General features: G+C 52.6%; 18 protein-coding genes and 1 other annotated feature. Of the genes, 7 read left to right on the top strand and 11 right to left on the bottom strand.

Going from position 1 to position 21,421, the window contains the following annotated elements:
- Nucleotides 1-44 precede the first annotated feature (44 nt).
- The gene (locus G434_RS03585; RefSeq protein WP_000365154.1) at nt 45-839 is read left to right on the top strand and encodes a TraB/GumN family protein; all 795 of its coding nucleotides are present in this window, start codon (nt 45-47) and stop codon (nt 837-839) included.
- Nucleotides 840-1,042: 203 nt separating this feature from the next.
- A complete protein-coding gene (gene ybaK / locus G434_RS03590) occupies nt 1,043-1,522 on the top strand; it encodes a Cys-tRNA(Pro)/Cys-tRNA(Cys) deacylase YbaK (RefSeq protein ID WP_000186631.1) in 480 nt (159 codons plus the stop codon).
- Between the two features lie 36 nt (nt 1,523-1,558).
- Here ybaK and ushA read toward each other — a convergent pair whose 3' ends face one another.
- The gene (gene ushA, locus G434_RS03595) at nt 1,559-3,211 is read right to left on the bottom strand and encodes a bifunctional UDP-sugar hydrolase/5'-nucleotidase (protein WP_000771722.1); all 1,653 of its coding nucleotides are present in this window, start codon (nt 3,209-3,211) and stop codon (nt 1,559-1,561) included.
- A gap of 217 nt (nt 3,212-3,428) precedes the next feature.
- Here ushA and fsr point away from each other — a divergent pair, with 217 nt between their 5' ends.
- Both fsr and ybaL read left to right on the top strand, forming a co-directional pair.
- Nucleotides 3,429-4,649, top strand: coding sequence for a fosmidomycin MFS transporter (gene fsr / locus G434_RS03600; protein ID WP_001251634.1), 1,221 nt, complete (start codon nt 3,429-3,431; stop codon nt 4,647-4,649).
- Nucleotides 4,650-4,886: 237 nt separating this feature from the next.
- Complete coding sequence (gene ybaL, locus G434_RS03605) at nt 4,887-6,563, top strand: YbaL family putative K(+) efflux transporter (RefSeq protein WP_000546224.1); 1,677 nt, start codon at nt 4,887-4,889, stop codon at nt 6,561-6,563.
- A gap of 129 nt (nt 6,564-6,692) precedes the next feature.
- Here the strand turns inward: ybaL and gsk are convergent, their stop codons facing one another.
- Nucleotides 6,693-7,997, bottom strand: a complete 1,305-nt coding sequence (gene gsk / locus G434_RS03610) for an inosine/guanosine kinase (RefSeq protein WP_000671574.1) — start codon at nt 7,995-7,997, stop codon at nt 6,693-6,695.
- A gap of 151 nt (nt 7,998-8,148) precedes the next feature.
- On the opposite strand from gsk, the gene aes reads away from it, so the two are divergent.
- Nucleotides 8,149-9,108, top strand: coding sequence for an acetyl esterase (aes, locus tag G434_RS03615; RefSeq protein ID WP_000801694.1), 960 nt, complete (start codon nt 8,149-8,151; stop codon nt 9,106-9,108).
- Here the strand turns inward: aes and hemH are convergent.
- The 8 genes from hemH to G434_RS03655 all read right to left on the bottom strand — a co-directional run bounded on the left by hemH (nt 9,105) and on the right by G434_RS03655 (nt 17,136).
- Nucleotides 9,105-10,067: a ferrochelatase gene (gene hemH, locus G434_RS03620; protein ID WP_001250117.1), complete on the bottom strand. Its 963-nt coding sequence runs from the start codon at nt 10,065-10,067 to the stop codon at nt 9,105-9,107. The genes aes and hemH overlap by 4 nt on opposite strands.
- 131 nt (nt 10,068-10,198) lie before the next feature.
- Complete coding sequence (gene adk / locus G434_RS03625; protein ID WP_001220233.1) at nt 10,199-10,843, bottom strand: adenylate kinase; 645 nt, start codon at nt 10,841-10,843, stop codon at nt 10,199-10,201.
- A gap of 180 nt (nt 10,844-11,023) precedes the next feature.
- Complete coding sequence (gene htpG / locus G434_RS03630) at nt 11,024-12,898, bottom strand: molecular chaperone HtpG (protein ID WP_000678201.1); 1,875 nt, start codon at nt 12,896-12,898, stop codon at nt 11,024-11,026.
- A 109-nt stretch (nt 12,899-13,007) separates the two neighbouring features.
- Nucleotides 13,008-13,613 carry a recombination mediator RecR gene (recR, locus tag G434_RS03635; protein ID WP_001195026.1) on the bottom strand — a complete coding sequence of 202 codons (606 nt, stop codon included), beginning with the start codon at nt 13,611-13,613 and terminating at the stop codon, nt 13,008-13,010.
- Complete coding sequence (locus G434_RS03640; RefSeq protein ID WP_000467098.1) at nt 13,613-13,942, bottom strand: YbaB/EbfC family nucleoid-associated protein; 330 nt, start codon at nt 13,940-13,942, stop codon at nt 13,613-13,615. Before G434_RS03640 ends, recR begins: the two co-directional genes overlap by 1 nt.
- Before the next feature lie 52 nt (nt 13,943-13,994).
- Nucleotides 13,995-15,926 (bottom strand): DNA polymerase III subunit gamma/tau, encoded by a 1,932-nt coding sequence (dnaX, locus tag G434_RS03645; RefSeq protein ID WP_000121995.1) that lies wholly within the window; start codon nt 15,924-15,926, stop codon nt 13,995-13,997.
- Nucleotides 14,598-14,662, bottom strand: a sequence feature (DnaX frameshifting element). It overlaps the preceding gene by 65 nt.
- A 128-nt stretch (nt 15,927-16,054) precedes the next feature.
- Nucleotides 16,055-16,606: an adenine phosphoribosyltransferase gene (gene apt, locus G434_RS03650; RefSeq protein ID WP_000127356.1), complete on the bottom strand. Its 552-nt coding sequence runs from the start codon at nt 16,604-16,606 to the stop codon at nt 16,055-16,057.
- A 152-nt stretch (nt 16,607-16,758) separates the two neighbouring features.
- Entirely contained in the window at nt 16,759-17,136 is a 378-nt protein-coding gene (locus G434_RS03655; protein ID WP_001188905.1) for a DUF454 family protein, read from the bottom strand.
- Nucleotides 17,137-17,205: 69 nt separating this feature from the next.
- On the opposite strand from G434_RS03655, the gene priC reads away from it, so the two are divergent.
- Nucleotides 17,206-17,733 (top strand): primosomal replication protein N'', encoded by a 528-nt coding sequence (gene priC, locus G434_RS03660; RefSeq protein ID WP_000844858.1) that lies wholly within the window; start codon nt 17,206-17,208, stop codon nt 17,731-17,733.
- A gap of 13 nt (nt 17,734-17,746) precedes the next feature.
- On the top strand, nt 17,747-17,911 hold the full coding sequence (rsmS, locus tag G434_RS03665; RefSeq protein ID WP_000051143.1) for a pleiotropic regulatory protein RsmS: 165 nt from the start codon (nt 17,747-17,749) through the stop codon (nt 17,909-17,911).
- A gap of 38 nt (nt 17,912-17,949) precedes the next feature.
- Here rsmS and mscK read toward each other — a convergent pair whose 3' ends face one another.
- Nucleotides 17,950-21,312, bottom strand: a complete 3,363-nt coding sequence (gene mscK, locus G434_RS03670; RefSeq protein ID WP_000177746.1) for a mechanosensitive channel MscK — start codon at nt 21,310-21,312, stop codon at nt 17,950-17,952.
- Between the last annotated feature and the right edge of the window lie 109 nt (nt 21,313-21,421).

Here is a 21,421-nt window from a genome sequence, read left to right as displayed (position 1 = left end):
TCCCTCCCCGCGCGCTAGCATGATATTTCACAAAGGGAGGTCGTATGGATCTGTTGTACCGGGTAAAAACGCTTTGGGCCGCGCTGCGCGGTAATCATTACACCTGGCCTGCTATCGATATCTCTCTTCCCGGCAATCGCCATTTTCATCTGATTGGCAGTATTCATATGGGCAGCCACGATATGGCTCCCCTGCCCACCCGTTTGCTCAAAAAGCTCAAAAACGCCGATGCGCTGATCGTCGAGGCGGATGTTTCCACCAGCGATACGCCTTTTGCTAATTTGCCTGCCTGCGAGGCGCTGGAAGAGCGCATTAGCGAGGAGCAACTCCAAAATCTGCAGCACATTAGCCAGGAGATGGGCATTTCTCCCTCACTCTTTTCTACCCAACCGCTGTGGCAAATCGCGATGGTTCTTCAGGCGACACAGGCACAAAAACTGGGGCTGCGGGCAGAATACGGTATCGATTACCAGCTATTGCAGGCGGCGAAGCAACAACATAAACCCGTGATTGAACTGGAAGGGGCTGAAAACCAGATTGCCATGTTGCTCCAGCTCCCTGACAACGGACTGGCACTGCTGGACGATACGCTGACCCACTGGCACACCAATGCACGGTTGCTGCAACAAATGATGAGCTGGTGGCTGAATGCGCCGCCGCAAAATAATGAAATAACGCTGCCTAATACGTTCAGTCAGTCGCTGTACGATGTGCTGATGCATCAGCGAAATCTCGCCTGGCGGGACAAATTATGCGCCATGCCGCCGGGGCGCTATGTGGTCGCAGTCGGTGCACTACACCTGTATGGAGAAGGGAATTTGCCGCAGATGTTGCGTTAAAAAAATGGCCAATATCGCTATTGGCCCGTCAAAGAGGAATTTCATATTTTTATTATTATGCCGTCACTTTAAGCGACGGTGTAACTCGATTGTCGCTCAATCTCACCATCCTGCCAATACTCTTAGGCAAGATGACTCTTTTTTTTGGACCGCCATCAGGCGTATGCTTGCTTCGTTTTTTTGTTTAAGGCAGGAAAATTACCATGACACCCGCAGTTAAATTACTCGAAAAAAACAAGATTTCGTTTCAAATCCATACCTACGAGCACGATCCGGCTGAAACCAATTTTGGCGATGAAGTCGTCAAAAAATTAGGTTTGAATCCGGATCAGGTCTACAAAACGCTGCTGGTCGCAGTGAACGGTGATATGAAACACCTTGCCGTGGCCGTTACGCCGGTCGCAGGTCAACTGGATCTTAAAAAAGTAGCAAAAGCGCTGGGTGCCAAGAAAGTTGAGATGGCCGATCCGATGGTTGCGCAGCGTTCGACGGGATATCTGGTTGGGGGGATTAGCCCACTGGGGCAGAAAAAACGTCTGCCAACGATTATCGACGCCCCCGCACAAGAATTTGCCACTATTTATGTTTCCGGCGGCAAGCGCGGGCTGGATATCGAACTGGCGGCAGGCGATCTGGCGAAGATCCTCGATGCCAAATTTGCTGATATCGCCCGCCGCGATTAAGCATTGTGCCGGATGCGAACATCCGGCACTTTCGGATTACTGCCAGCTCACCTCACCCTTCGGTTCATAAACACTCACATCCAGCGGCGAGCTTTTCTGGATATACGCTTTCAGCACTTCGGCATCAATAAAGCCGGTATTCACATAGCCCGGTTTGTTATCAAGGCGCGGATAGCCATCACCGCCGGTGGCATTGAAGTTTAATGTCGCCATGCGGTAAGTTTTCGCCGGATCGACCGGTTCGCCGTTGATTTTCAGGTCGTTGAGTTTGCCGTCTTTCGCCACAAAGCTAACGTTGGCAAATTGCGGGTAGGCACCTGAATCTGGCTTCATTTGTGCGACGGCGGTCAGGTAATCAATCACCTCTTTCCCGGTCATGTCGGCATACACCACCACATTGCCGAATGGCTGCACTTTCAGCACGTTTTTATAGCTGATATCGCCTGCTTCGATAGAATCACGAATTCCGCCTCCGCTCATCACCGCAAAGTCAGCACCAGTGCGATCCATTTGGGCTGCCAGAATTAACCGCCCCATATTGGTCTGTACAAAACGCACTTTGTCACGATCGCCTTCCAGACGACCATTGGTTTCGCCTATTTTCACGTCCAGCTGCGCTTTGCCTTTGTTCTGGAACGGCGATAACAGCGAGATCATTTGCTGGTTTTCAGCGATTTCAGGGGTGTACAGCACGCGCTCGCTTTTCCCGTCTTCCCAGGTCACTTTCTTCTTCAGGTTCACCGGAATCAGCTGGTAGTTAACCATTTTCATTTCGCCATTACGAAACTCAAAATCAGCCCGTCCCACGTATTTGCCCCACTCATGCGCCTGCACAATCCAGATGCCGTTTTGTTGATCCGGTTTGCATGGCGTACCCGGCACGTAATCGACCTGTTTTTTGTTTTCTGCCGCCATGCAGACCGGATCTTGCGAGTGACCACCGACGATCATCGCCAGCGATCCGGCAGGCAGCGCGCGCGCCATCTCCACATCGCCCGGTGCGTTAGAGCCGTGCTCACCATTGTCGTAATGCCCCATATGGGTCGCCGCGATAATAATGTCTGGCTTTTCTGTCTGTTGCAGCTCCTGAATCACCAGCTTCGCTTCATCGGCGGGCTTACGGAACTCAATATCGGTGAAGTTTTCTGGGTTGCCTAACTTCGCTGTGTCATCCGTCGTCAGGCCAATAACGGCAATTTTCAGATCCTGACGCTTAAACAGCGCCCATGGTTTAAACAGGCGCTCGCCGGTACTTTTCTGGTAGATATTGGCAGAAAGTAACGGGAACTTTGCCCACTTTTCCTGCTGGCGTAATACGGTGAGCGGGTTATCAAATTCATGATTACCGATTGCCATCGCATCGTAACCCACCAGATTCATGCCGCGAAAATCAGGTTCGGCATCCTGTAAGTCAGACTCGGGCACGCCAGTGTTAATGTCGCCACCGGAAAGTAGCAGCACGCTACCGCCTTCAGCCGCAACCTCTTTGCGGATACCATCCACCAGCGTTTTTTGCGCCGCCAGACCATATTCGCCATATTCATTGCGCCAAAAATGCCCATGATGATCATTGGTATGCAGAACTGTAATTTTGTAGGTTTTATCCTGCTCATACGCCAGAGCAGCTTCACTCGCCAGTGTAAATGTGGTTAACAGTGCTAACGCCACGCCCCGCTGCAATAATTTCATACTTCTCTCCCTGACCTGATTTCAACGTGTTGAAAAATAGTATGACGCGACATCATAGACAAGTCTGCGTCCGGTGAAGATAAATCTGCATCCAGATTAGAAATTCTGTATTCAGCGTTGAGACTTCCTTCAGGCGACGCATACAGGTATGTTAGTCGGGTAATAATCACAAATAAGATCATTCTTTACATCGCAACCCTGAAAAAGTGACTTTCCTATGGCAATGAGTGAACAAACCCAGCCTGTGGCGGGCGCGGCTGCGTCAACGACCAAGGCCCGAACATCGTTTGGTATTTTAGGTGCTATCAGCCTCTCACATCTGCTGAACGACATGATCCAATCGCTGATTCTGGCGATTTATCCGCTGCTTCAGTCAGAGTTTTCTCTGACATTTATGCAGATTGGCATGATAACCCTCACCTTCCAGCTCGCCTCTTCGCTACTGCAACCGGTGGTCGGTTACTGGACCGATAAATATCCGATGCCGTGGTCGTTGCCAATTGGCATGTGCTTTACCTTAAGTGGTCTGGTGCTGCTGGCGCTAGCGGGCAGTTTTGGCGCAGTTCTGCTGGCGGCGGCGCTGGTCGGTACCGGTTCATCGGTCTTTCATCCGGAATCTTCTCGCGTAGCCCGTATGGCTTCCGGCGGGCGGCATGGCCTGGCGCAATCTATCTTTCAGGTCGGCGGCAACTTTGGCAGTTCCCTGGGGCCCTTGCTGGCAGCGGTAATTATCGCGCCTTATGGCAAAGGCAACGTAGCCTGGTTTGTGCTTGCGGCACTGCTGGCGATCGTGGTGTTGGCGCAAATCAGCCGTTGGTACTCGGCACAGCACCGAATGAATAAAGGAAAACCAAAAGCGACGATTATCAATCCACTGCCGCGCAACAAAGTGGTACTGGCGGTCAGCATTCTGTTAATCCTCATTTTCTCGAAATATTTCTATATGGCGAGCATCAGCAGCTATTACACCTTTTATCTGATGCAAAAATTCGGATTATCTATCCAGAATGCCCAGCTTCATCTGTTTGCCTTCCTGTTTGCCGTTGCGGCTGGTACGGTGATCGGCGGGCCTGTAGGGGATAAAATTGGACGGAAATATGTGATTTGGGGCTCTATCCTCGGCGTTGCGCCGTTTACGCTGATTTTACCCTACGCCAGCCTGCACTGGACGGGGGTTTTAACAGTGATTATTGGATTTATCCTCGCTTCGGCATTCTCTGCCATTCTGGTCTACGCTCAGGAGCTGCTTCCGGGACGTATCGGTATGGTTTCTGGACTCTTTTTCGGTTTTGCTTTCGGCATGGGAGGTCTGGGAGCGGCAGTTCTGGGGCTTATCGCCGACCACACCAGCATCGAGTTAGTCTATAAAATCTGTGCTTTCCTGCCACTATTGGGGATGTTGACCATATTCCTGCCTGATAACCGGCATAAAGACTGATTTCATTGCAGCCAAAGGCAAACTTTGGCTGCATCGTTTTACAGTCGCCATAAGCCTTTCCTCTGTTAAATCGCCTTCTGTTTTCCGATCCGTGCTTTTTTTGCAGCTAATTCCATTTTTCTGCAAAATTCAACAATTATTCATAAACATCATCAATGAAATTGTCATAAACTATTACCTGTAATTTTGGTTTTCCCGGCCAAAAATGGACAATAACCACCAGGAAAAGGAGACGGAATGCATCACGCCACCCCGCTTATCACCACCATTGTTGGCGGCCTTGTGCTCGCCTTTATCCTCGGCATGCTGGCCAATAAACTACGTATTTCTCCTCTGGTGGGTTATCTGTTAGCGGGTGTGCTGGCAGGACCATTCACTCCGGGCTTTGTTGCCGATACCAAGCTTGCGCCGGAACTGGCTGAACTGGGCGTCATTCTGTTGATGTTTGGCGTGGGTCTGCACTTTTCGCTCAAGGATTTGATGGCGGTAAAGGCCATCGCCATTCCCGGTGCGATCGCCCAGATAGCCGTGGCGACGCTGCTGGGTATGGCGCTCTCCGCCGTGCTGGGCTGGTCGTTAATGACCGGTATCGTGTTCGGCTTATGCCTTTCCACCGCCAGTACCGTGGTGTTACTGCGCGCACTTGAAGAACGGCAATTAATAGACAGTCAGCGTGGGCAAATCGCCATCGGTTGGTTGATTGTGGAAGACCTGGTAATGGTTCTGACGCTGGTGTTGCTGCCCGCAGTGGCAGGAATGATGGAACAAGGCGATGTGGGCTTTGCCACTCTTGCTGTCGATATGGGGATCACCATCGGCAAGGTGATCGCATTTATCGCCATTATGATGCTGGTAGGTCGCCGTCTGGTGCCGTGGATTATGGCACGCAGCGCAGCAACCGGTTCCCGTGAGCTGTTTACCCTGTCGGTGCTGGCGCTGGCGTTAGGGATTGCCTTTGGTGCGGTGGAGCTGTTTGATGTCTCCTTTGCACTCGGTGCGTTCTTTGCCGGGATGGTACTGAACGAGTCTGAACTGAGTCACCGTGCCGCCCACGATACGCTGCCATTGCGCGACGCGTTTGCGGTGCTGTTTTTTGTCTCCGTCGGGATGTTGTTTGATCCGTTAATTCTGATTCAACAACCGCTGGCAGTGCTGGCGACGCTGGCGATTATTCTGTTTGGTAAGTCGTTAGCCGCGTTTTTCCTGGTGCGACTGTTTGGTCACTCCCAACGTACGGCATTAACTATCGCCGCCAGCCTGGCGCAAATTGGTGAGTTCGCGTTTATCCTGGCGGGACTGGGCATGGCGCTGGATCTGTTGCCGCAAGCCGGGCAGAACCTGGTACTGGCAGGGGCGATTTTGTCGATTATGCTCAATCCGGTCCTGTTTGCGCTGCTGGAGAAATATCTGGCGAAGACCGAAACGCTGGAAGAGCAGACGCTGGAAGAGGCTATCGAAGAAGAGAAGCAGATCCCAGTGGATATTTGCAACCATGCGCTACTGGTAGGTTACGGTCGTGTAGGCAGCCTGCTGGGGGAGAAATTGCTCGCCTCTGATATTCCGCTGGTGGTGATTGAGACGTCACGAACCCGTGTTGATGAACTGCGAGAGCGCGGGGTCCGCGCAGTATTGGGCAATGCGGCGAACGAAGAAATTATGCAACTAGCGCATCTGGAATGTGCAAAATGGCTGATCCTGACGATTCCCAACGGTTATGAAGCGGGTGAGATTGTGGCATCTGCCCGCGCGAAAAATCCGGATATTGAGATTATTGCCCGCGCCCATTATGACGATGAAGTGGCGTATATCACCGAACGTGGTGCAAATCAGGTAGTGATGGGTGAGCGGGAAATCGCCCGTACTATGCTGGAACTGCTTGAAACGCCACCGGCGGGTGAGGTGGTGACGGGGTAAACGGTGGTTGCCGGATAATAGGCGCGGATATGTAGGCCTGATAAGACGCGCCAGCGTCGCATCAGGCATTGAGAGCAAAATGCCAGATGCGGCGTGAACGCCTTATCTGGCCTACGAACCGACGATAACTTAACGATCCCAGTAAGACTCTTCCAGGCTGTCTTCACGCTCCGGCAAGCCGCGCGTTAAACGAGGTGAATGCTGGTTCAGTACCTGATAGCTCACACGGTTAGCATATTTACACACCTGCGCTAACGATGAATAAGTTAACCAGGTGAATTTATGTTTGCTGGAGTTTGGTACGTTGCTACGGTGGTAGCTGTTGGCGGTAATGTCATGCAGCAACGCTGCCAGTGCGCCATCCCCCGCTCCATTAGTGTTCATGATTTTTTCCGGACCGCCCATATACGGCGCAATGTGCGAATAGACACGCAGCGGATTCTGGCAATCCTTGTGGCGCATGGCACGGCTAAACTCATACTGGTTAAATTCCGCTATAGCGCCCGGCAGCAGCGGATGCTGGGTTTTACGTTTCGCTTCGTCTTCAGTAAAGCCCGCCATATACAAGCCGATTGGCCCGGCGGTGCACAGCACCAGATCAACCCAGTCCAGCGCCTTGTCAGATGCTAACAACGGATCGCTTTCTCCGGTCAACGCTTCGGCTTCATCTTCGTTCATCGCAAGGATAGAAACGTGGTCTTTGAGGAATTGCTGCCACCACTGCGGATTCTCGGCAATGACAAACTTGGTGCCCAGCGTCAGCACCACCGGTACGTTATATTTCTTCGCGTACTCAATGGCTTTCATGGTTGCTTCCGGCATGGGTTCACCCGGCTTGCAACGCACCAGATAAGAAGTGAGAACCAGTGCCGAGGCTCCGGCAATCACATCTTCCGGAATACTTTCAGCCCGCAGCTGGTTCATGTGGCCAGGGCTGATAGCAAAGGTACGTTCCCCGGACTCGCCAATCAGCGTAAAGCAACGACCAATCGGGCCATCCACGCCTTGTAGATAGTTAAGATCGGTACGGCTGGAGGTGTTACACAGGTAACGATAGGCATAGCTGCCAATTTCAATATTGCTGCACATGACGCCCAGCAGCACCGAACGGTCGTCCGCGAGCACCGAGTAGTTGTGCATGGTGTTACCAATAGTGCCACCCGCAAATTGATGGGTAATCAGGTTTTTCTGTTTTAGTTCCTGATAAAGCGCTTCGGCTACGTCATCCTCAATCACCAGTGAATGCCCGGCGCTTAATCCATAACGCTCAATGAATTCGTCATCCACTTTCGCTTCAATATCGACCAGCGTTTGATCGATACCCACTACCCAGGCGGCGCTGGTTTCGTTTTCTGGCTGGAATTGCTGAAGCAGCGGATCGCGTGCATTTACAGGGAAGTAATGTTTGGATTTACGTTTACCGGGAAATTTCATGGTTGTTTTTACGGGTGGTTAACTGAGCGGCGAATGTTAACACAATCTGACGGGAGCGCGCGAGACGCAGCCAGTTTCAATATCAGCAGGCGGGATCGCATTTTCATGGCAGTGGTTCCTTACAATGACGTAATTTGAAAGGAGTTTTTGTATGAAGCCGGAAAAAAAATTACCTGTTCTGGACCTTATTTCTGCTGAAATGAAGACTGTTGTGAATACTCTTCAGCCGGATTTACCGCCCTGGCCCGCAACGGGAACGATTGCTGAGCAACGACAGTATTACACGCTTGAGCGCCGATTCTGGAATGCGGGCGCTCCAGAAATGGCAACCAGAGCTTACATGGTTCCAACAAAATATGGGCAGGTGGAAACACGTCTCTTTTGTCCGCAGCCAGATAGCCCGGCGACGCTATTTTATTTGCATGGAGGCGGTTTTATTCTCGGCAATCTCGATACCCACGATCGCATCATGCGCCTGCTGGCAAGCTACAGCCAATGTACGGTGATTGGTATTGATTACACCCTTTCACCTGAAGCGCGTTTTCCGCAAGCGATAGAGGAAATTGTGGCTGCCTGTTGTTATTTCCACCAGCAGGCGGAGGATTATCAAATCAATATGTCCCGCATTGGCTTTGCCGGTGATTCCGCAGGTGCCATGCTGGCGCTCGCCAGTGCGTTGTGGTTGCGTGATAAACAGATCGATTGCGGTAAAGTTGCGGGCGTTTTGCTGTGGTATGGGCTTTACGGATTACGGGATTCCGTGACTCGTCGTCTGTTGGGCGGTGTCTGGGATGGCTTAACGCAACAGGATTTACAGATGTATGAAGAGGCGTATTTAAGCAACGACGCGGACCGCGAGTCGCCGTATTACTGCCTGTTTAATAATGATCTCACTCGCGAAGTTCCGCCCTGTTTTATTGCCGGGGCGGAGTTCGATCCGCTGCTGGATGACAGCCGTCTGCTTTACCAGACGTTAGCGGCGCATCAGCAGCCCTGTGAGTTCAAACTCTACCCAGGCACGCTGCACGCCTTTTTGCATTATTCACGGATGATGAAAACCGCCGACGAGGCTCTTCGCGACGGCGCTCAGTTCTTTACCGCTCAGCTTTAGCGATACGCGGCAACAAGATTAGCCATCATCTCGATATGTTCCGGCGTGGCATTAAGCGCCGGAATATATTCATATTTTTTCCCGCCCGCACCGAGGAAGACCTCACGGTTTTGCTCGGCAATCTCTTCCAGCGTCTCCAGACAATCCGCAGCAAAGCCCGGGCACATCACCTGAATATGACCTACGCCTTTTTCTCCGAGCATTTTCAGCGTTTCGTCGGTATAAGGCATCAGCCAGGGTTCCCGCCCAAAGCGCGACTGAAAGGTCATCATCACTTTTTCCGGTGCCATCCCCAGTGCGGAAGCCAGTTCGCGAGTCGTTGTGCGGCAACGTTGCGGATAATCATCGCCTTCATCTGCATAACGCTGGGGAATGCCATGATAAGAGAGCAGCAGCAGATCCGGTTCGCCATGTTTAGCGAAAGAAGCACGTACGCTGTTCGCCAGTGCATTAATGTAATCGTGGTTATCGGCGTAATCACGAATAAACGATATCCCCGGAATGCTACGTTTGCGCGCCAGAATGCGTGCCAGTTCATCCCATACCGCACCGACCGTTGAACAGGAGTATTGCGGATAAAGCGGCAGCACCACAATATGATCTACATGCTCTGCCAGGAGTTCATCTACGGCGCTTTCCAGTGATGGCGAGCCGTAGCTCATTCCCAGCGCTACGGGCGTCTCCGGTAAACGTTGTGCCAGCGCCTGCTGTTGCTGGCGGCTGTAAACCATCAGCGGCGAGCCACCTTCCATCCAGACAGAAGCATACAGCTTCGCCACACGCGGCGAGCGCAGTGGCAAAATCACGCCGCGTAGCAATGGCCACCATAACAACCGTGAGGTATCAACCACACGTCTGTCGCTTAAAAATTGTTTCAGATAGCGTTTTACCGCTTCAGGTGTGGGGGCATCGGGCGTACCCAGGTTTGCCAGCAGGATACCGGTTTTAGTCTGACGCATTACCGCCTCTTATCGATTCAACTTGTTGATAATTGTAGCGGAAAAGAGAAGAAGAAGAACTAATTGCTGTGAGAGGTATTGCCTGAGGAGGATGAGCAGACCTGCCCGAAAGCAGATCTGCTGCGGCTTGATTAGCCGAGGATTTTTTCCAGATCAGCGCGAACTTCAGCAACTGGCTTGGTGCCGTCAACTTTCGCGTATTTGGTGTTACCCGCTTCCGCTTCTTTGGAGTAGTAGCCGATCAGCGGTGCAGTCATCTGATGGTATTCAACCAGACGTTTACGCACGGTTTCTTCCTGATCGTCTTTACGGGTAGTCAGTTCTTCACCGGTAACGTCGTCTTTGCCTTCTACTTTAGGCGGATTGAATTTAACGTGATAAACACGACCAGACGGCGCATGAACGCGGCGACCGACGATACGATCAACGATCAGTTCGTCCGGTACGTCGAATTCCAGAACGTAATCAACATTGATGCCCGCTTCTTTCATCGCGTCTGCCTGCGGAATGGTACGCGGGAAGCCGTCCAACAGGAAACCATTACGGCAGTCTTCCTGAGCAATGCGCTCTTTAACCAGCGCGATCACCAGTTCGTCGGTAACCAGTTTGCCAGCATCCATAATGTCTTTTGCTTGTTTACCCAGCTCGGAGCCAGATTTGACCGCAGCACGCAGCATATCGCCAGTGGAGATTTGCGGAATACCATATTTCTCCATGATGAACTGAGCCTGAGTCCCTTTCCCCGCGCCCGGAGCGCCAAGCAGAATGATACGCATTGCGAAAATCCCCTTAAAATGTGTCGATTTTTTTGAAAAAGCGATAAACGATACCACCAACAGGCGATTGCCTCAAGAAAGGCACCTGAGGCTGAAACGGTTAATGGCGAGATAATTTGCGGAAAGTGCAGATGATGAAAAGAAAAATGCCGGATGACACGAAGGTCATCCGGCATTACATCAGGAAACCAGCAGCTGGTTCATACGACGAATAAACAGGTTCGGATCTTCCAGCGTGCCGCGTTCTGCCAGCAGCGCCTGATCCAGCAGCAGTTCTACCCACTCGCTGAACTTCGCTTCATCTTCAGTATCTGCCGCACGTTTCACCAGTACGTGATCCGGGTTCAGTTCGAAGATGTATTTCACTTCTGGCACTTTCTGGCCCGCCGCAGCGAACAGTTTCGCCATCTGAGTGCTCATTTCGTCCGCGTCGGTCGAAACGATCGCTGGCGTATCGGTCAGACGGTGAGTCAGACGGACATCTTTCACGCGCTCGCCGAGCAGGGCTTTCACACGGTCGATGAACGGAGTCAGTGCTTTCTCCGCTTCTTTCGCGCTCTCATCAACTTCGTCAGCCAGTTTTTCCAGCGACTCGTCAACTTTAGACACCGACTGGAACGGTTTACCGTCGAACTCAGTCAGATAGTTCATCATCCACTCATCGATGCGGTCGGAAAGCAGCAGAACTTCGATGCCTTTCTTACGCAGCAGTTCCAGGTGCGGGCTGCTCTTCGCTGCCGCATAGCTGTCTGCGGTGATGTAGTAGATTTTCTCCTGCCCTTCTTTCATGCGGGAAACGTAGTCTTCCAGAGACACGGTCTGCGCAGAAGAATCGGTATGGGTAGAAGCAAAACGCAGCAGTTTGGCGATCGCTTCCTGGTTAGCGAAATCTTCCGCCGGACCTTCTTTCAGTACCAGGCCAAACTGTTGCCAGAAGGTCTGGTATTTTTCCGCGTCGTCTTTCGCCAGTTTTTCCAGCATTTGCAGCACACGCTTGGTCAGCGCATTGCGCAGGTTACGCGTTACCGTGCTGTCCTGGAGGATTTCACGGGAAACGTTCAGCGGCAGATCGCTGGAGTCAATCAGACCACGCACGAAGCGCAGATAGTTCGGCATGAACTGTTCTGCGTCGTCCATGATGAACACACGCTGGACGTACAGTTTCAGGCCATGTTTATGATCGCGGTTCCACATATCCCACGGAGCCTGGGACGGAATGTACAGCAGGCTGGTGTACTCCTGCTTACCTTCAACACGGTTGTGGCTCCAGGTCAGCGGATCGTTAAAGTCGTGGGCGATGTGTTTGTAGAACTCTTTGTACTCTTCATCGGTGATTTCCGACTTGTTACGAGTCCACAGCGCCTGCGCTTTGTTGATTTTTTCCCAGGAGATAACGGTTTCGCCATCTTTCTCTTCACGTTTTTCGATCTCTACCGGCAGCGCGATATGGTCGGAGTATTTGCTGATGATGGAACGCACGCGCCAGTCATCGAGGAACTCGTCTTCGCCTTCACGCAGATGCAGGGTGATTTCAGTACCACGATCTTCTTTGGTGATGTCGGCAACGGTGTATTCACCTTCACCAGCCGATTCCCAGAAAACACCGTTTTCTGGTTTTTCGCCTGCCGCGCGAGTACGCACGGTCACTTTGTCAGCCACGATAAAAGCAGAGTAGAAACCAACACCAAACTGACCGATCAGCTGGCTGTCTTTCGCCTGGTCAGAACCCAGGGATTCGAGGAATGATTTGGTGCCGGATTTAGCGATAGTCCCCAGATGGTCAATCACTTCGTCGCGGGTCATCCCCACGCCGTTATCGGAGATGGTCAGCGTACGCTTGTCTTTATCGAAAGAGACACGAACGCGCAGTTCGCCATCACCTTCGTACAGGTCAGGGTTAGATAGCGCGCGGAAACGCAGCTTGTCCGCCGCATCGGAGGCGTTAGAGATAAGCTCACGCAGGAAGATTTCTTTATTGGAATAGAGAGAATGGATCATCAGGTGCAGAAGCTGCTTCACTTCTGACTGAAAACCACGAGTTTCTTGTCCTTTCATGTAGGTCTACCTCAATAATGCCATTTTAAGGTTAAAAACAGGATGAGGGAGAGATGGGGACAAGGGGGAATAATTTCAAGCGAGAGCAGGTGATCCTGCTCTCGTTTGCTTAAAAACGAATCTTATGACGCCCGGCAAGGGAGTGTGACAGCGTGGTGCCATCGACCATTTCCAGTTCGCCGCCAACCGGTACGCCATGAGCGATTCGGCTGGCTTCCACGCCATATTGCGCGCAAAGCTCGGCAATGTAGTTAGCGGTAGCTTCACCTTCAACCGTGGGGTTGGTGGCGAGGATCACTTCAGTGATTTTTTCCTCTGCCAGACGCTGTTCCAGACGATCAAGCCCGATATCATCCGGACCGATGCCGTCCAGCGGTGACAGGTGCCCCATCAACACAAAATAACGGCCTGAAAACTGCCCCGTCTGCTCAATGGCGTAGATGTCCGCCGGACTCTCCACCACGCAGATTTGACCGTTTTCCTGACGACGCGGATTCGAACAGATGTTACAGACTTCCTGTTCGGTGAAAGTGCGGCAATCGGCGCAGTGGCCGATTTCCGACATCGCCCGGGTGAGCGCCTGCGCCAGACGCATCCCGCCGCTACGATCGCGCTGAAGCAGCGTGAACGCCATACGCTGCGCCGACTTCGGGCCAACGCCCGGTAGACAGCGCAGTGCTTCCATAAGCTGTGTTAACAGCGGGCTGGTTTGCATCAGAACGGCATCTTAAAGCCAGGCGGCAGCTGCATTCCGGAGGATACAGAAGCCATTTTTTCTTTCTGCGTTTCTTCGATACGACGTGCTGCGTCGTTGAATGCTGCAGCCACCAGGTCTTCCAGCATCTCTTTGTCGTCTTCCAGCAGGCTCGGGTCGATCTCTACGCGACGGCAGTTGTGTGCACCGTTGATGGTCACTTTTACCAGACCTGCGCCAGATTCGCCGGTCACTTCCAGCTGCGCGATCTCTTCCTGCATTTTCTGCATTTTTTCTTGCATCTGCTGGGCTTGCTTCATCAGGTTACCCAGGCCGCCTTTACCAAACATAGGTTTCTCTCTCAATCACGTTAAGGATGACGAACGTAAGCTGTGCTTACGATCAAATGGGGCGGATACTTTCTTCATCCAGCTCCGCATCGAAGAATCGACGCAGGGTCTGAATATTATTATCCGCAATAATGGACTCGCGCGCCTGCGCAAGTTTTTCTTCGTATATCGCCTGACGCCATTCCAGCGGCGTACGCACCGCGGGATTATCATCTTCAACGATAGTCAGTTCAACCGTTGAACCTTTTAACGTGCTCAACGCTTCAGCCAGTTTTTGCTGTGCACCGCGGTTGTTCAAATGCCGCTGAGAGGAGCGCAAATGCAGACATACTGCGTTGTCGCTCTCCTCTTTCCAGGCATTTAACGCCACCTGTTCGACCAGTTTTGGTAGCGAAAGTTGGCTCACCTGTGCCGCCCACGGGTCGCGCTCAATGGCTTCTGCCGCCAGCTTCGCCGCCAGTTCCGGCGTTTTTTCATGTTCCAGCGCTTTTTTTAGCGCCTTCGGCGTGGCGACCACTTCTTTTTGCTGCATCACTGGAGTGGTGGCCTTCCAGCGATACGCTTCTTTTTTGGCTGGCGCTTTTTCCAGCGCCGATGGCACCGGACGCGCCTGAACGCGATCGGTGACCGAAGCCAGTCTTTCCAGCGCAGCGTTATTCACCGGCCGCGCGCGGGTAGCGGCTGCCGGTTCACTCTTTTTTGCTTTGGTTGCTCCCTGCACGCGCTGCAACTGCTGGCGCGCCGCCAGCACCTGGCTGGTGGTTTCCGGGAGCGGTACAGTCGGTGCCTGCTGCGGCGCTGATTGCGGTTGCGGCGGCACCTGGGTTGGCATGATTACTGCCGTTGGCGCGACGGGCGCAAAGGACTGGCGTGGCACTTCTGGCTCAGGCAGCGGCATACGCGGATGGAACGCCAGCGCGCGAAGCAGCGTCATCTCAACGCCCATACGGCGGTCTGGCGCATACGGTAATTCTTTGCGACCAATCAACAGCGTCTGATAGTAAAGCTGAATATCCGTCGGCGGTATGGTGCGCGCCAGTTCACGCATCCGCAGCTCGATGGCGGCCATGTCGTTGCCAAGTGCAGCAGGCGAAAGTTGTACCATCGCAATACGATGCAACAGGCCGAGCATTTCCACCAGCAACGCTTCCCACTCGATACCACGGGCAGCGGCTTCATTAATCAGCGCCATTACGCGCTCGCCGTTGGCCTCGACCATCGCTTCAACCAGCGACAGCGCCTGATCGTCGTCAAGCGTACCCAGCATCGCACTGACCGCCTGAGTTGAAACCTGGCCGTCACCGCTGGCAATCGCCTGGTCGGTCAGACTTAAGGCATCTCGCAGGCTGCCTTCAGCGGCGCGTGCCAACAATTGCAGCGCCCGCGGCTCGTGAGCGATATGTTCTTCGTTGAGGATGTGCTCAAGCTGGTGGCGAATTTGCTCGACATCCAGCGCCTTGAGATGGAATTGCAGACAGCGCGACAAAATCGTCACCGGCAATTTCTGCGGATCGGTCGTCGCCAGCAGAAACTTAACGTGCTCCGGCGGCTCTTCAAGGGTTTTTAACAGTGCGTTAAAGCTGTGGCGCGACAGCATATGCACTTCGTCGATCAGATAAACTTTGAAACGACCACGCGCCGGAGCGTACTGGACGTTATCCAGCAGGTCGCGGGTATCTTCAACTTTGGTGCGCGAGGCGGCGTCGATTTCAATCAGATCGACAAAGCGCCCCTGCTCGATTTCACGACAGTTATCGCACACGCCGCACGGCGTCGCGGTAATGCCGGTTTCGCAGTTTAGTCCCTTCGCCAGCAGTCGGGCGATAGAGGTTTTTCCGACGCCACGGGTACCGGAAAAAAGATAAGCATGATGAATACGCCCTAACGACAAGCCGTTCGCCAGTGCGGTCAGCACATGTTCCTGGCCGACGACGTCAGCAAAGGTTTGTGGGCGCCATTTTCGGGCTAAGACCTGATAACTCATTGGCAGGCTCTGAAACGCTGGAAGGTGGATTCACGAAGGGGTAATGCTAACACAGCCCCGTCAGAACGGCGAGGCTGAATGCACATCTTGTGCTGTCCGTAGCGTGGGCAGCACAAGACTGGCGATGATTAATGGCCCGGGAACGGAACAAGGCTGTAGCTGGTAATGCCCTGTTTTTCGAGACGCTGTTCGCCGCCGAGATCGAACAGATTGATAATGAACGCAGCGTCAGCCACTTCACCACCCAGACGACGGATCAGTTTAACGGTCGCTTCGATAGTGCCGCCGGTTGCCAGCAGATCGTCCACCACCAGAACTTTGTCGCCCGGTTTGATGGCATCAACGTGGATTTCCAGCTGATCGGTGCCGTACTCCAGGTCGTAAGTTTCACTGATGGTCTCACGCGGCAGTTTGCCCGGTTTACGGACCGGTACAAAGCCAACGCCCAGACCCAGAGCTACCGGAGCGCCAAACAAGAAGCCACGCGCTTCGGTGCCGACAACTTTGGTAATGCCCGCATTTTTGTAACGCTCAACCAGCAAGTCGATGCTGAGAGCGTAAGCTTTCGGGTCTTCCAGTAAGCTGGTGACATCACGGAAAAGAATGCCGGGTTTTGGGTAGTCCTGAATGCTTTTGATGCTATTTTTGAGATACTCAAGCTGCTGTGCAGTCGCGGTCATAAGTGTATGCCTGCTTGTTACGGTGGTACTCACGGCGCGTTTTAAACGTATCAAAAGTAACAGTTGTTTAACCTTTGACCGCCTGCGCCTGTGCTCGAAAACGCCAGAATGTACTGGCTGTACGCAATAATTGCAACTGCGATTGTTGTGCTTCAGTGCTTTTCTTGCTTTTCATCAATCACCGGAATTCGCCACATATAAAAAAGCAAACAGGCGAGAATTACCAGCAACATGATGCGCACCCATGGCATCTGGACGAACCACAGAGAAATGGCAAACGTGAGCAAAATAAGCAAAATCGCCCGCGGTTTGACGCCGCGCGGCATCGCATGATGTTTCTGCCAGAAACGTAGATAGCTGCCAAACCATGAGCGGTACAGCAACCAGGCGTGAAAGCGCGGGGAAGAACGGGCAAAGCACCAGGCCGCCAGCAGGATAAACGGCGTCGTCGGTAATACCGGTAATACCACGCCCAGCGTACCCAGCACTACCGCCAGCCAGCCAATGATGATTAAAATGATTCGTTGCATATTGAGTGTTGTCAGCTTACAGAGTGGCTACTTTAGCATAACAATTATCATTTTCATTGAGGTCTTATCGTGAAAACCGCCCTGCTGCTGGAAAAACTGGAAGGACAGCTCGCTACGCTGCGCCAGCGTTGTGCCCCGGTAGCGCAATTTGCCACGCTAAGCGCCCGTTTTGACAGGCACCTTTTTCAGACTCGTGCGACAACACTGCAGGCTTGTCTCGATGAGGCAGGCGATAACCTGGCTGCGCTTCGTCATGCCGTTGAGCAACAGCAACTGCCGCAAGTCGCCTGGCTGGCGGAACATCTGGCGGCGCAACTGGAGGCTATAGCGCGTGAAGCCACAGCCTGGTCGCTACGCGAGTGGGACAGTGCGCCACCGAAAATTGCCCGCTGGCAGCGTAAACGTATTCAGCATCAGGATTTTGAGCGGCGGCTAAGTGAGATGGTTGCTGAACGTCGAGCCCGCCTGGCGCGGGTGACCGATCTCGTGGAACAGCAAACGCTGCATCGTGAAGTGGAAGCCTATGAAGCGCGCCTGGCACGCTGCCGCCATGCGCTGGAAAAAATCGAAAACAGGCTAGCGCGCTTAACCCGCTAGCAATGGAGAGAGTATGTCACTGGAAAATGCCCCTGACGATGTCAAACTGGCTGTCGATTTGATTGTGCTGCTGGAAGAAAATCAGATCCCAGCCCGCACCGTGCTGCGCGCGCTGGATATTGTGAAGCGTGATTATGAAAAGAAGTTACAGAGCGATGAGGCTTCGCAAAGCGAGTAAAAAATAAAGGGCGGCATCACTGTCGCCCTTTATTGTCCTTACCCTACCGCTGGTGTCGGATCGTCGCCTTTGTAGTCGCGTTTTACTTCCGTCACCTCATCGCCCTTCTCGTTGTGCAGATGCACTTCAAGCTGGTTAAAGGCAATATTGATGTCATTTTCACGGCACAGCTGATCGATAGTACGGTTCAGCTCATCGACAGTACGGCTACGGTCACGCAGTTCACGCACATACAGACGCAGCTCATGATCCAACGTGCTGGCACCAAACGCCGTAAAGAAGACTTCCGGCATTGGTTCGTGCATCACCCTTGGGTGCTCAGTCGCCGCCTTCAGTAACACTTTACGCACTTTTTCCAGATCGGAGCCATAGGCCACGCCGAGACGGATCACCAGACGCGTAGTAGTGTCAGTCAACGACCAGTTGATCAGACGCTCGGTAACAAACGCTTTGTTCGGGATGATCACTTCTTTGCGATCGAAATCGGTAATCGTTGTCGCACGAATACGGATCTTACTTACCGTCCCCGAGAAGCTACCAATGGTTACCGTATCGCCAATGCGCACCGGACGTTCGAACAGAATGATCAAACCGGAGACGAAGTTACCGAAAATTTCTTGTAAACCAAAACCAAGACCTACGGATAATGCTGCTGCCAGCCACTGGAGTTTATCCCAAGAGACGCCCAGCGACCCGAACACCGTCATCGCACCAACGGCAATAATGATGTAGTTAAGGATGGTAGTAATGGCATACGACGCGCCCTGGCGCATATTCAGTCGCGAGAGCACCAGCACTTCCAGCAAACCAGGCAGGTTGCGAATCAACGCCCAGGCCACCATTGAGGCGATAATCGCAAACAACAGACTGCCCATGGTGACGTTTTTCACCACCGCAGCACCAGCTTCAGTACCGTTGTAATGCCAGAGCGTAATGCTGTCCAGATAGCTGAACACGGTGATCAAATCGGACCAAATTGCCCAGAACATGACACCAAACAGCGCAAACATCAGCAACATGGTAATACGCAGCGTCTGCTGGTTAACCTGCTCCAGTGCAATGGTGGGTTCTTCCGGCGGTTCAGCACCTTCTGCGCCCTCTTTCACCAGATTCTGCCGACGCGCCAGCGCACGACGCCAGGCGATACGCCGCGCCGCCACGCTTAAGCCACGCAGTACTGTCTGGTACAGCAGGTTCCAGATGATCACCAAATAAACGGTTTCAATCCAACGCCCGGAGAGGCGCAGCGTGGTGTAGAAATAACCCGTGGCGGTCAGCACCATCAACGCAATCGGGATAATCGACAGTACGGTAATGGTGACCAGTCGCATGGTGTGCGACTCTTTATCACGCCAGCTTTCGCGGCACATCGGCCATACCAGGAAGGCAATCAGCAGCAGGTTGAAGAAAATCATAGCCTGCCCCAGCACATCATCCATCAGATGCAGCGGGGAAAGTTCTGCCACCACAGACCAGAAATGGATAGGCAGCAATGCGAGACTGATGCGGACAATTTGCCGACGCCAGTGGCTGGTCTGCTGTTCCGGCATACCAAAGTGACGCACGGCAACGCCGTTTTTCTCCAGTACCTTCCAGCACAGGCCAAACACCAGCCAGAAAATCGCCAGTTTTTTACTGAACGACCATAGCAGTTCGCTGATGTTGAGCTGCATGGTCAACAGAATCAGGCCAACCGCGAGAATAATCAGGCACACCGGCAGCGCACGGATCAGGTCGATAAGGATCGCTTTTGGTGTGTTGAGCTGGCTGTCGTTACGCAGGGAACCCACAGCGGAAGCCAGTTTTTGTTGATACGCTTTCAGCCAGCCCAGACGCCAGTGGATCAGCCCGGCAATCAACAGCAGCGGCAAACCGGCGAGGAAAGCGATAAAAACGGCAGGCCAGGCTTTTTCCCAGTTCACCGTGATTTTCATCGACTTAAATTCATCTTTCAGGCTTTGCGGGAACGCTTTGATCCAGTCCCAGTCCATTGGACGGTTACTGTTCACCCAAAAGATTTGCTGAGTCAGGATGGATTTCAGGTTTTTCGACACACTCATTAACTGCTGCTGGTTGATTTGCAGGTTAATGGCCATCATCAGCTGGTTACCCAACTGTTTGTTAAGCTGATCCAGCAATTCGCGACGCATATCAACTACTTGCAATAACGCATCGTGAACTTCGCTGTTGACTTCGTTGGTGTGACCTTCTTCCAGTTTGTTGACGAACGCATCGCTCTGGAAGAGTGCATCACGCTGCTGGTTAACTTCAAACTGTTCGAGACGCAAATCCGCGATGCGGTTGGTCATGTTTTCCAGTTCATCCGCCGAGGGCAGCGTTTGTTGTTGCTGGTAAAGGATACGAGACAACAGCAGGCTGCCCTTCAGGACGGCAATCTGCTCTTTAATATTGCGTTCCGATTGAAGCGCCCGCTCCAGCCAGTTTTTGACTTTAATGTTTTGCTGCATCAACTGATTACCGTTTTCAGTCGCTGTAATCAGACGCTGACTTAACTGCTGGTTAATTTCCAGTTCCTGCTTCACCAGCGGATTAGCCTGAATACGCGCGGCTTCATCCGGGGAGACGGCTTCCTGCGCCGTTTTTTCGGTTAAAGTCAGGCGCTTGCTGTTTACTGCTTCTTGCAACAGCTGCAACTGGTGCTCCAGACGGGCGCTGTTCGCCGTCACGTAATCCCGTTGCTTTTGCAAGGTATCCTGCAAGACGGTGTTCCCTTCCAGGCTTTTACGCTGCTGGTCAATCTCCGCATTCAGCAACGCCTGCTGGGCCTGCATTAACACTTTCTGGCTGGGACGTAAGGCAGTCTCGCCGACATCAGTCCCATCCAGACGACTGCGAATTTGTTGCAGCTGCTGCGAAGCGTTATACATCGCATTTTGCACGCGTTCGGGCTGCGTCTGTAACGAAACCAGCTGGCTGTTATAAGACGCCAGATCGTTTTGTGCGTTTTGCAAATCGTCCAGCGCCTGGGCAACGCGAGTTTCCAGCTGGCGCAACGAAAGTGTGCTCAGAATTTTGCGCGTTTCTTCGTCATTATCGACATCGCTAAGTGCAGTTAACGCCGCGGTCGCCTGGCGCATTTTTTCCGGCGCTTCAGCGACTTTTTGCCGTAGCTGAACTGTCTCTTCTTTTACGCGATCGATTTTATCGAGGGTAGCTAATGTATCTGTCAGATCCTGCTGCACCAGTTTGTCCTGAGCAGAAAGATCTTTTTGTTTATTCAGTGAGTCAAGTTGTGCCTGCAGGTCCGCTTTTGTCGGCAGATCACCATTCGATGACGCCCGCGCAAACGCCGTGTTCTGGCATAACAAGACAAAAACAAAAGCAATAAATGCTGAAAAAACAAAATGCCGTGATCGTTTGTAATACTGGAACATAGTCATGATGAATGAAGGTTTCTGAACCTGAAGAACGACCTGAAAAAGTCAAACCGCAAGAATATCACGACGCAGTGAACCAGAATAGCAACGACGAAAATGTCCAGGAAAAATC

Source organism: Escherichia sp. KTE172, assembly GCF_000408845.1.
In the GTDB taxonomy this organism is placed as follows: domain Bacteria; phylum Pseudomonadota; class Gammaproteobacteria; order Enterobacterales; family Enterobacteriaceae; genus Escherichia; species Escherichia coli.
Note: the sequence above shows the minus strand (reverse complement) of the source record. Positions and strands in the feature narration are given on the sequence as shown.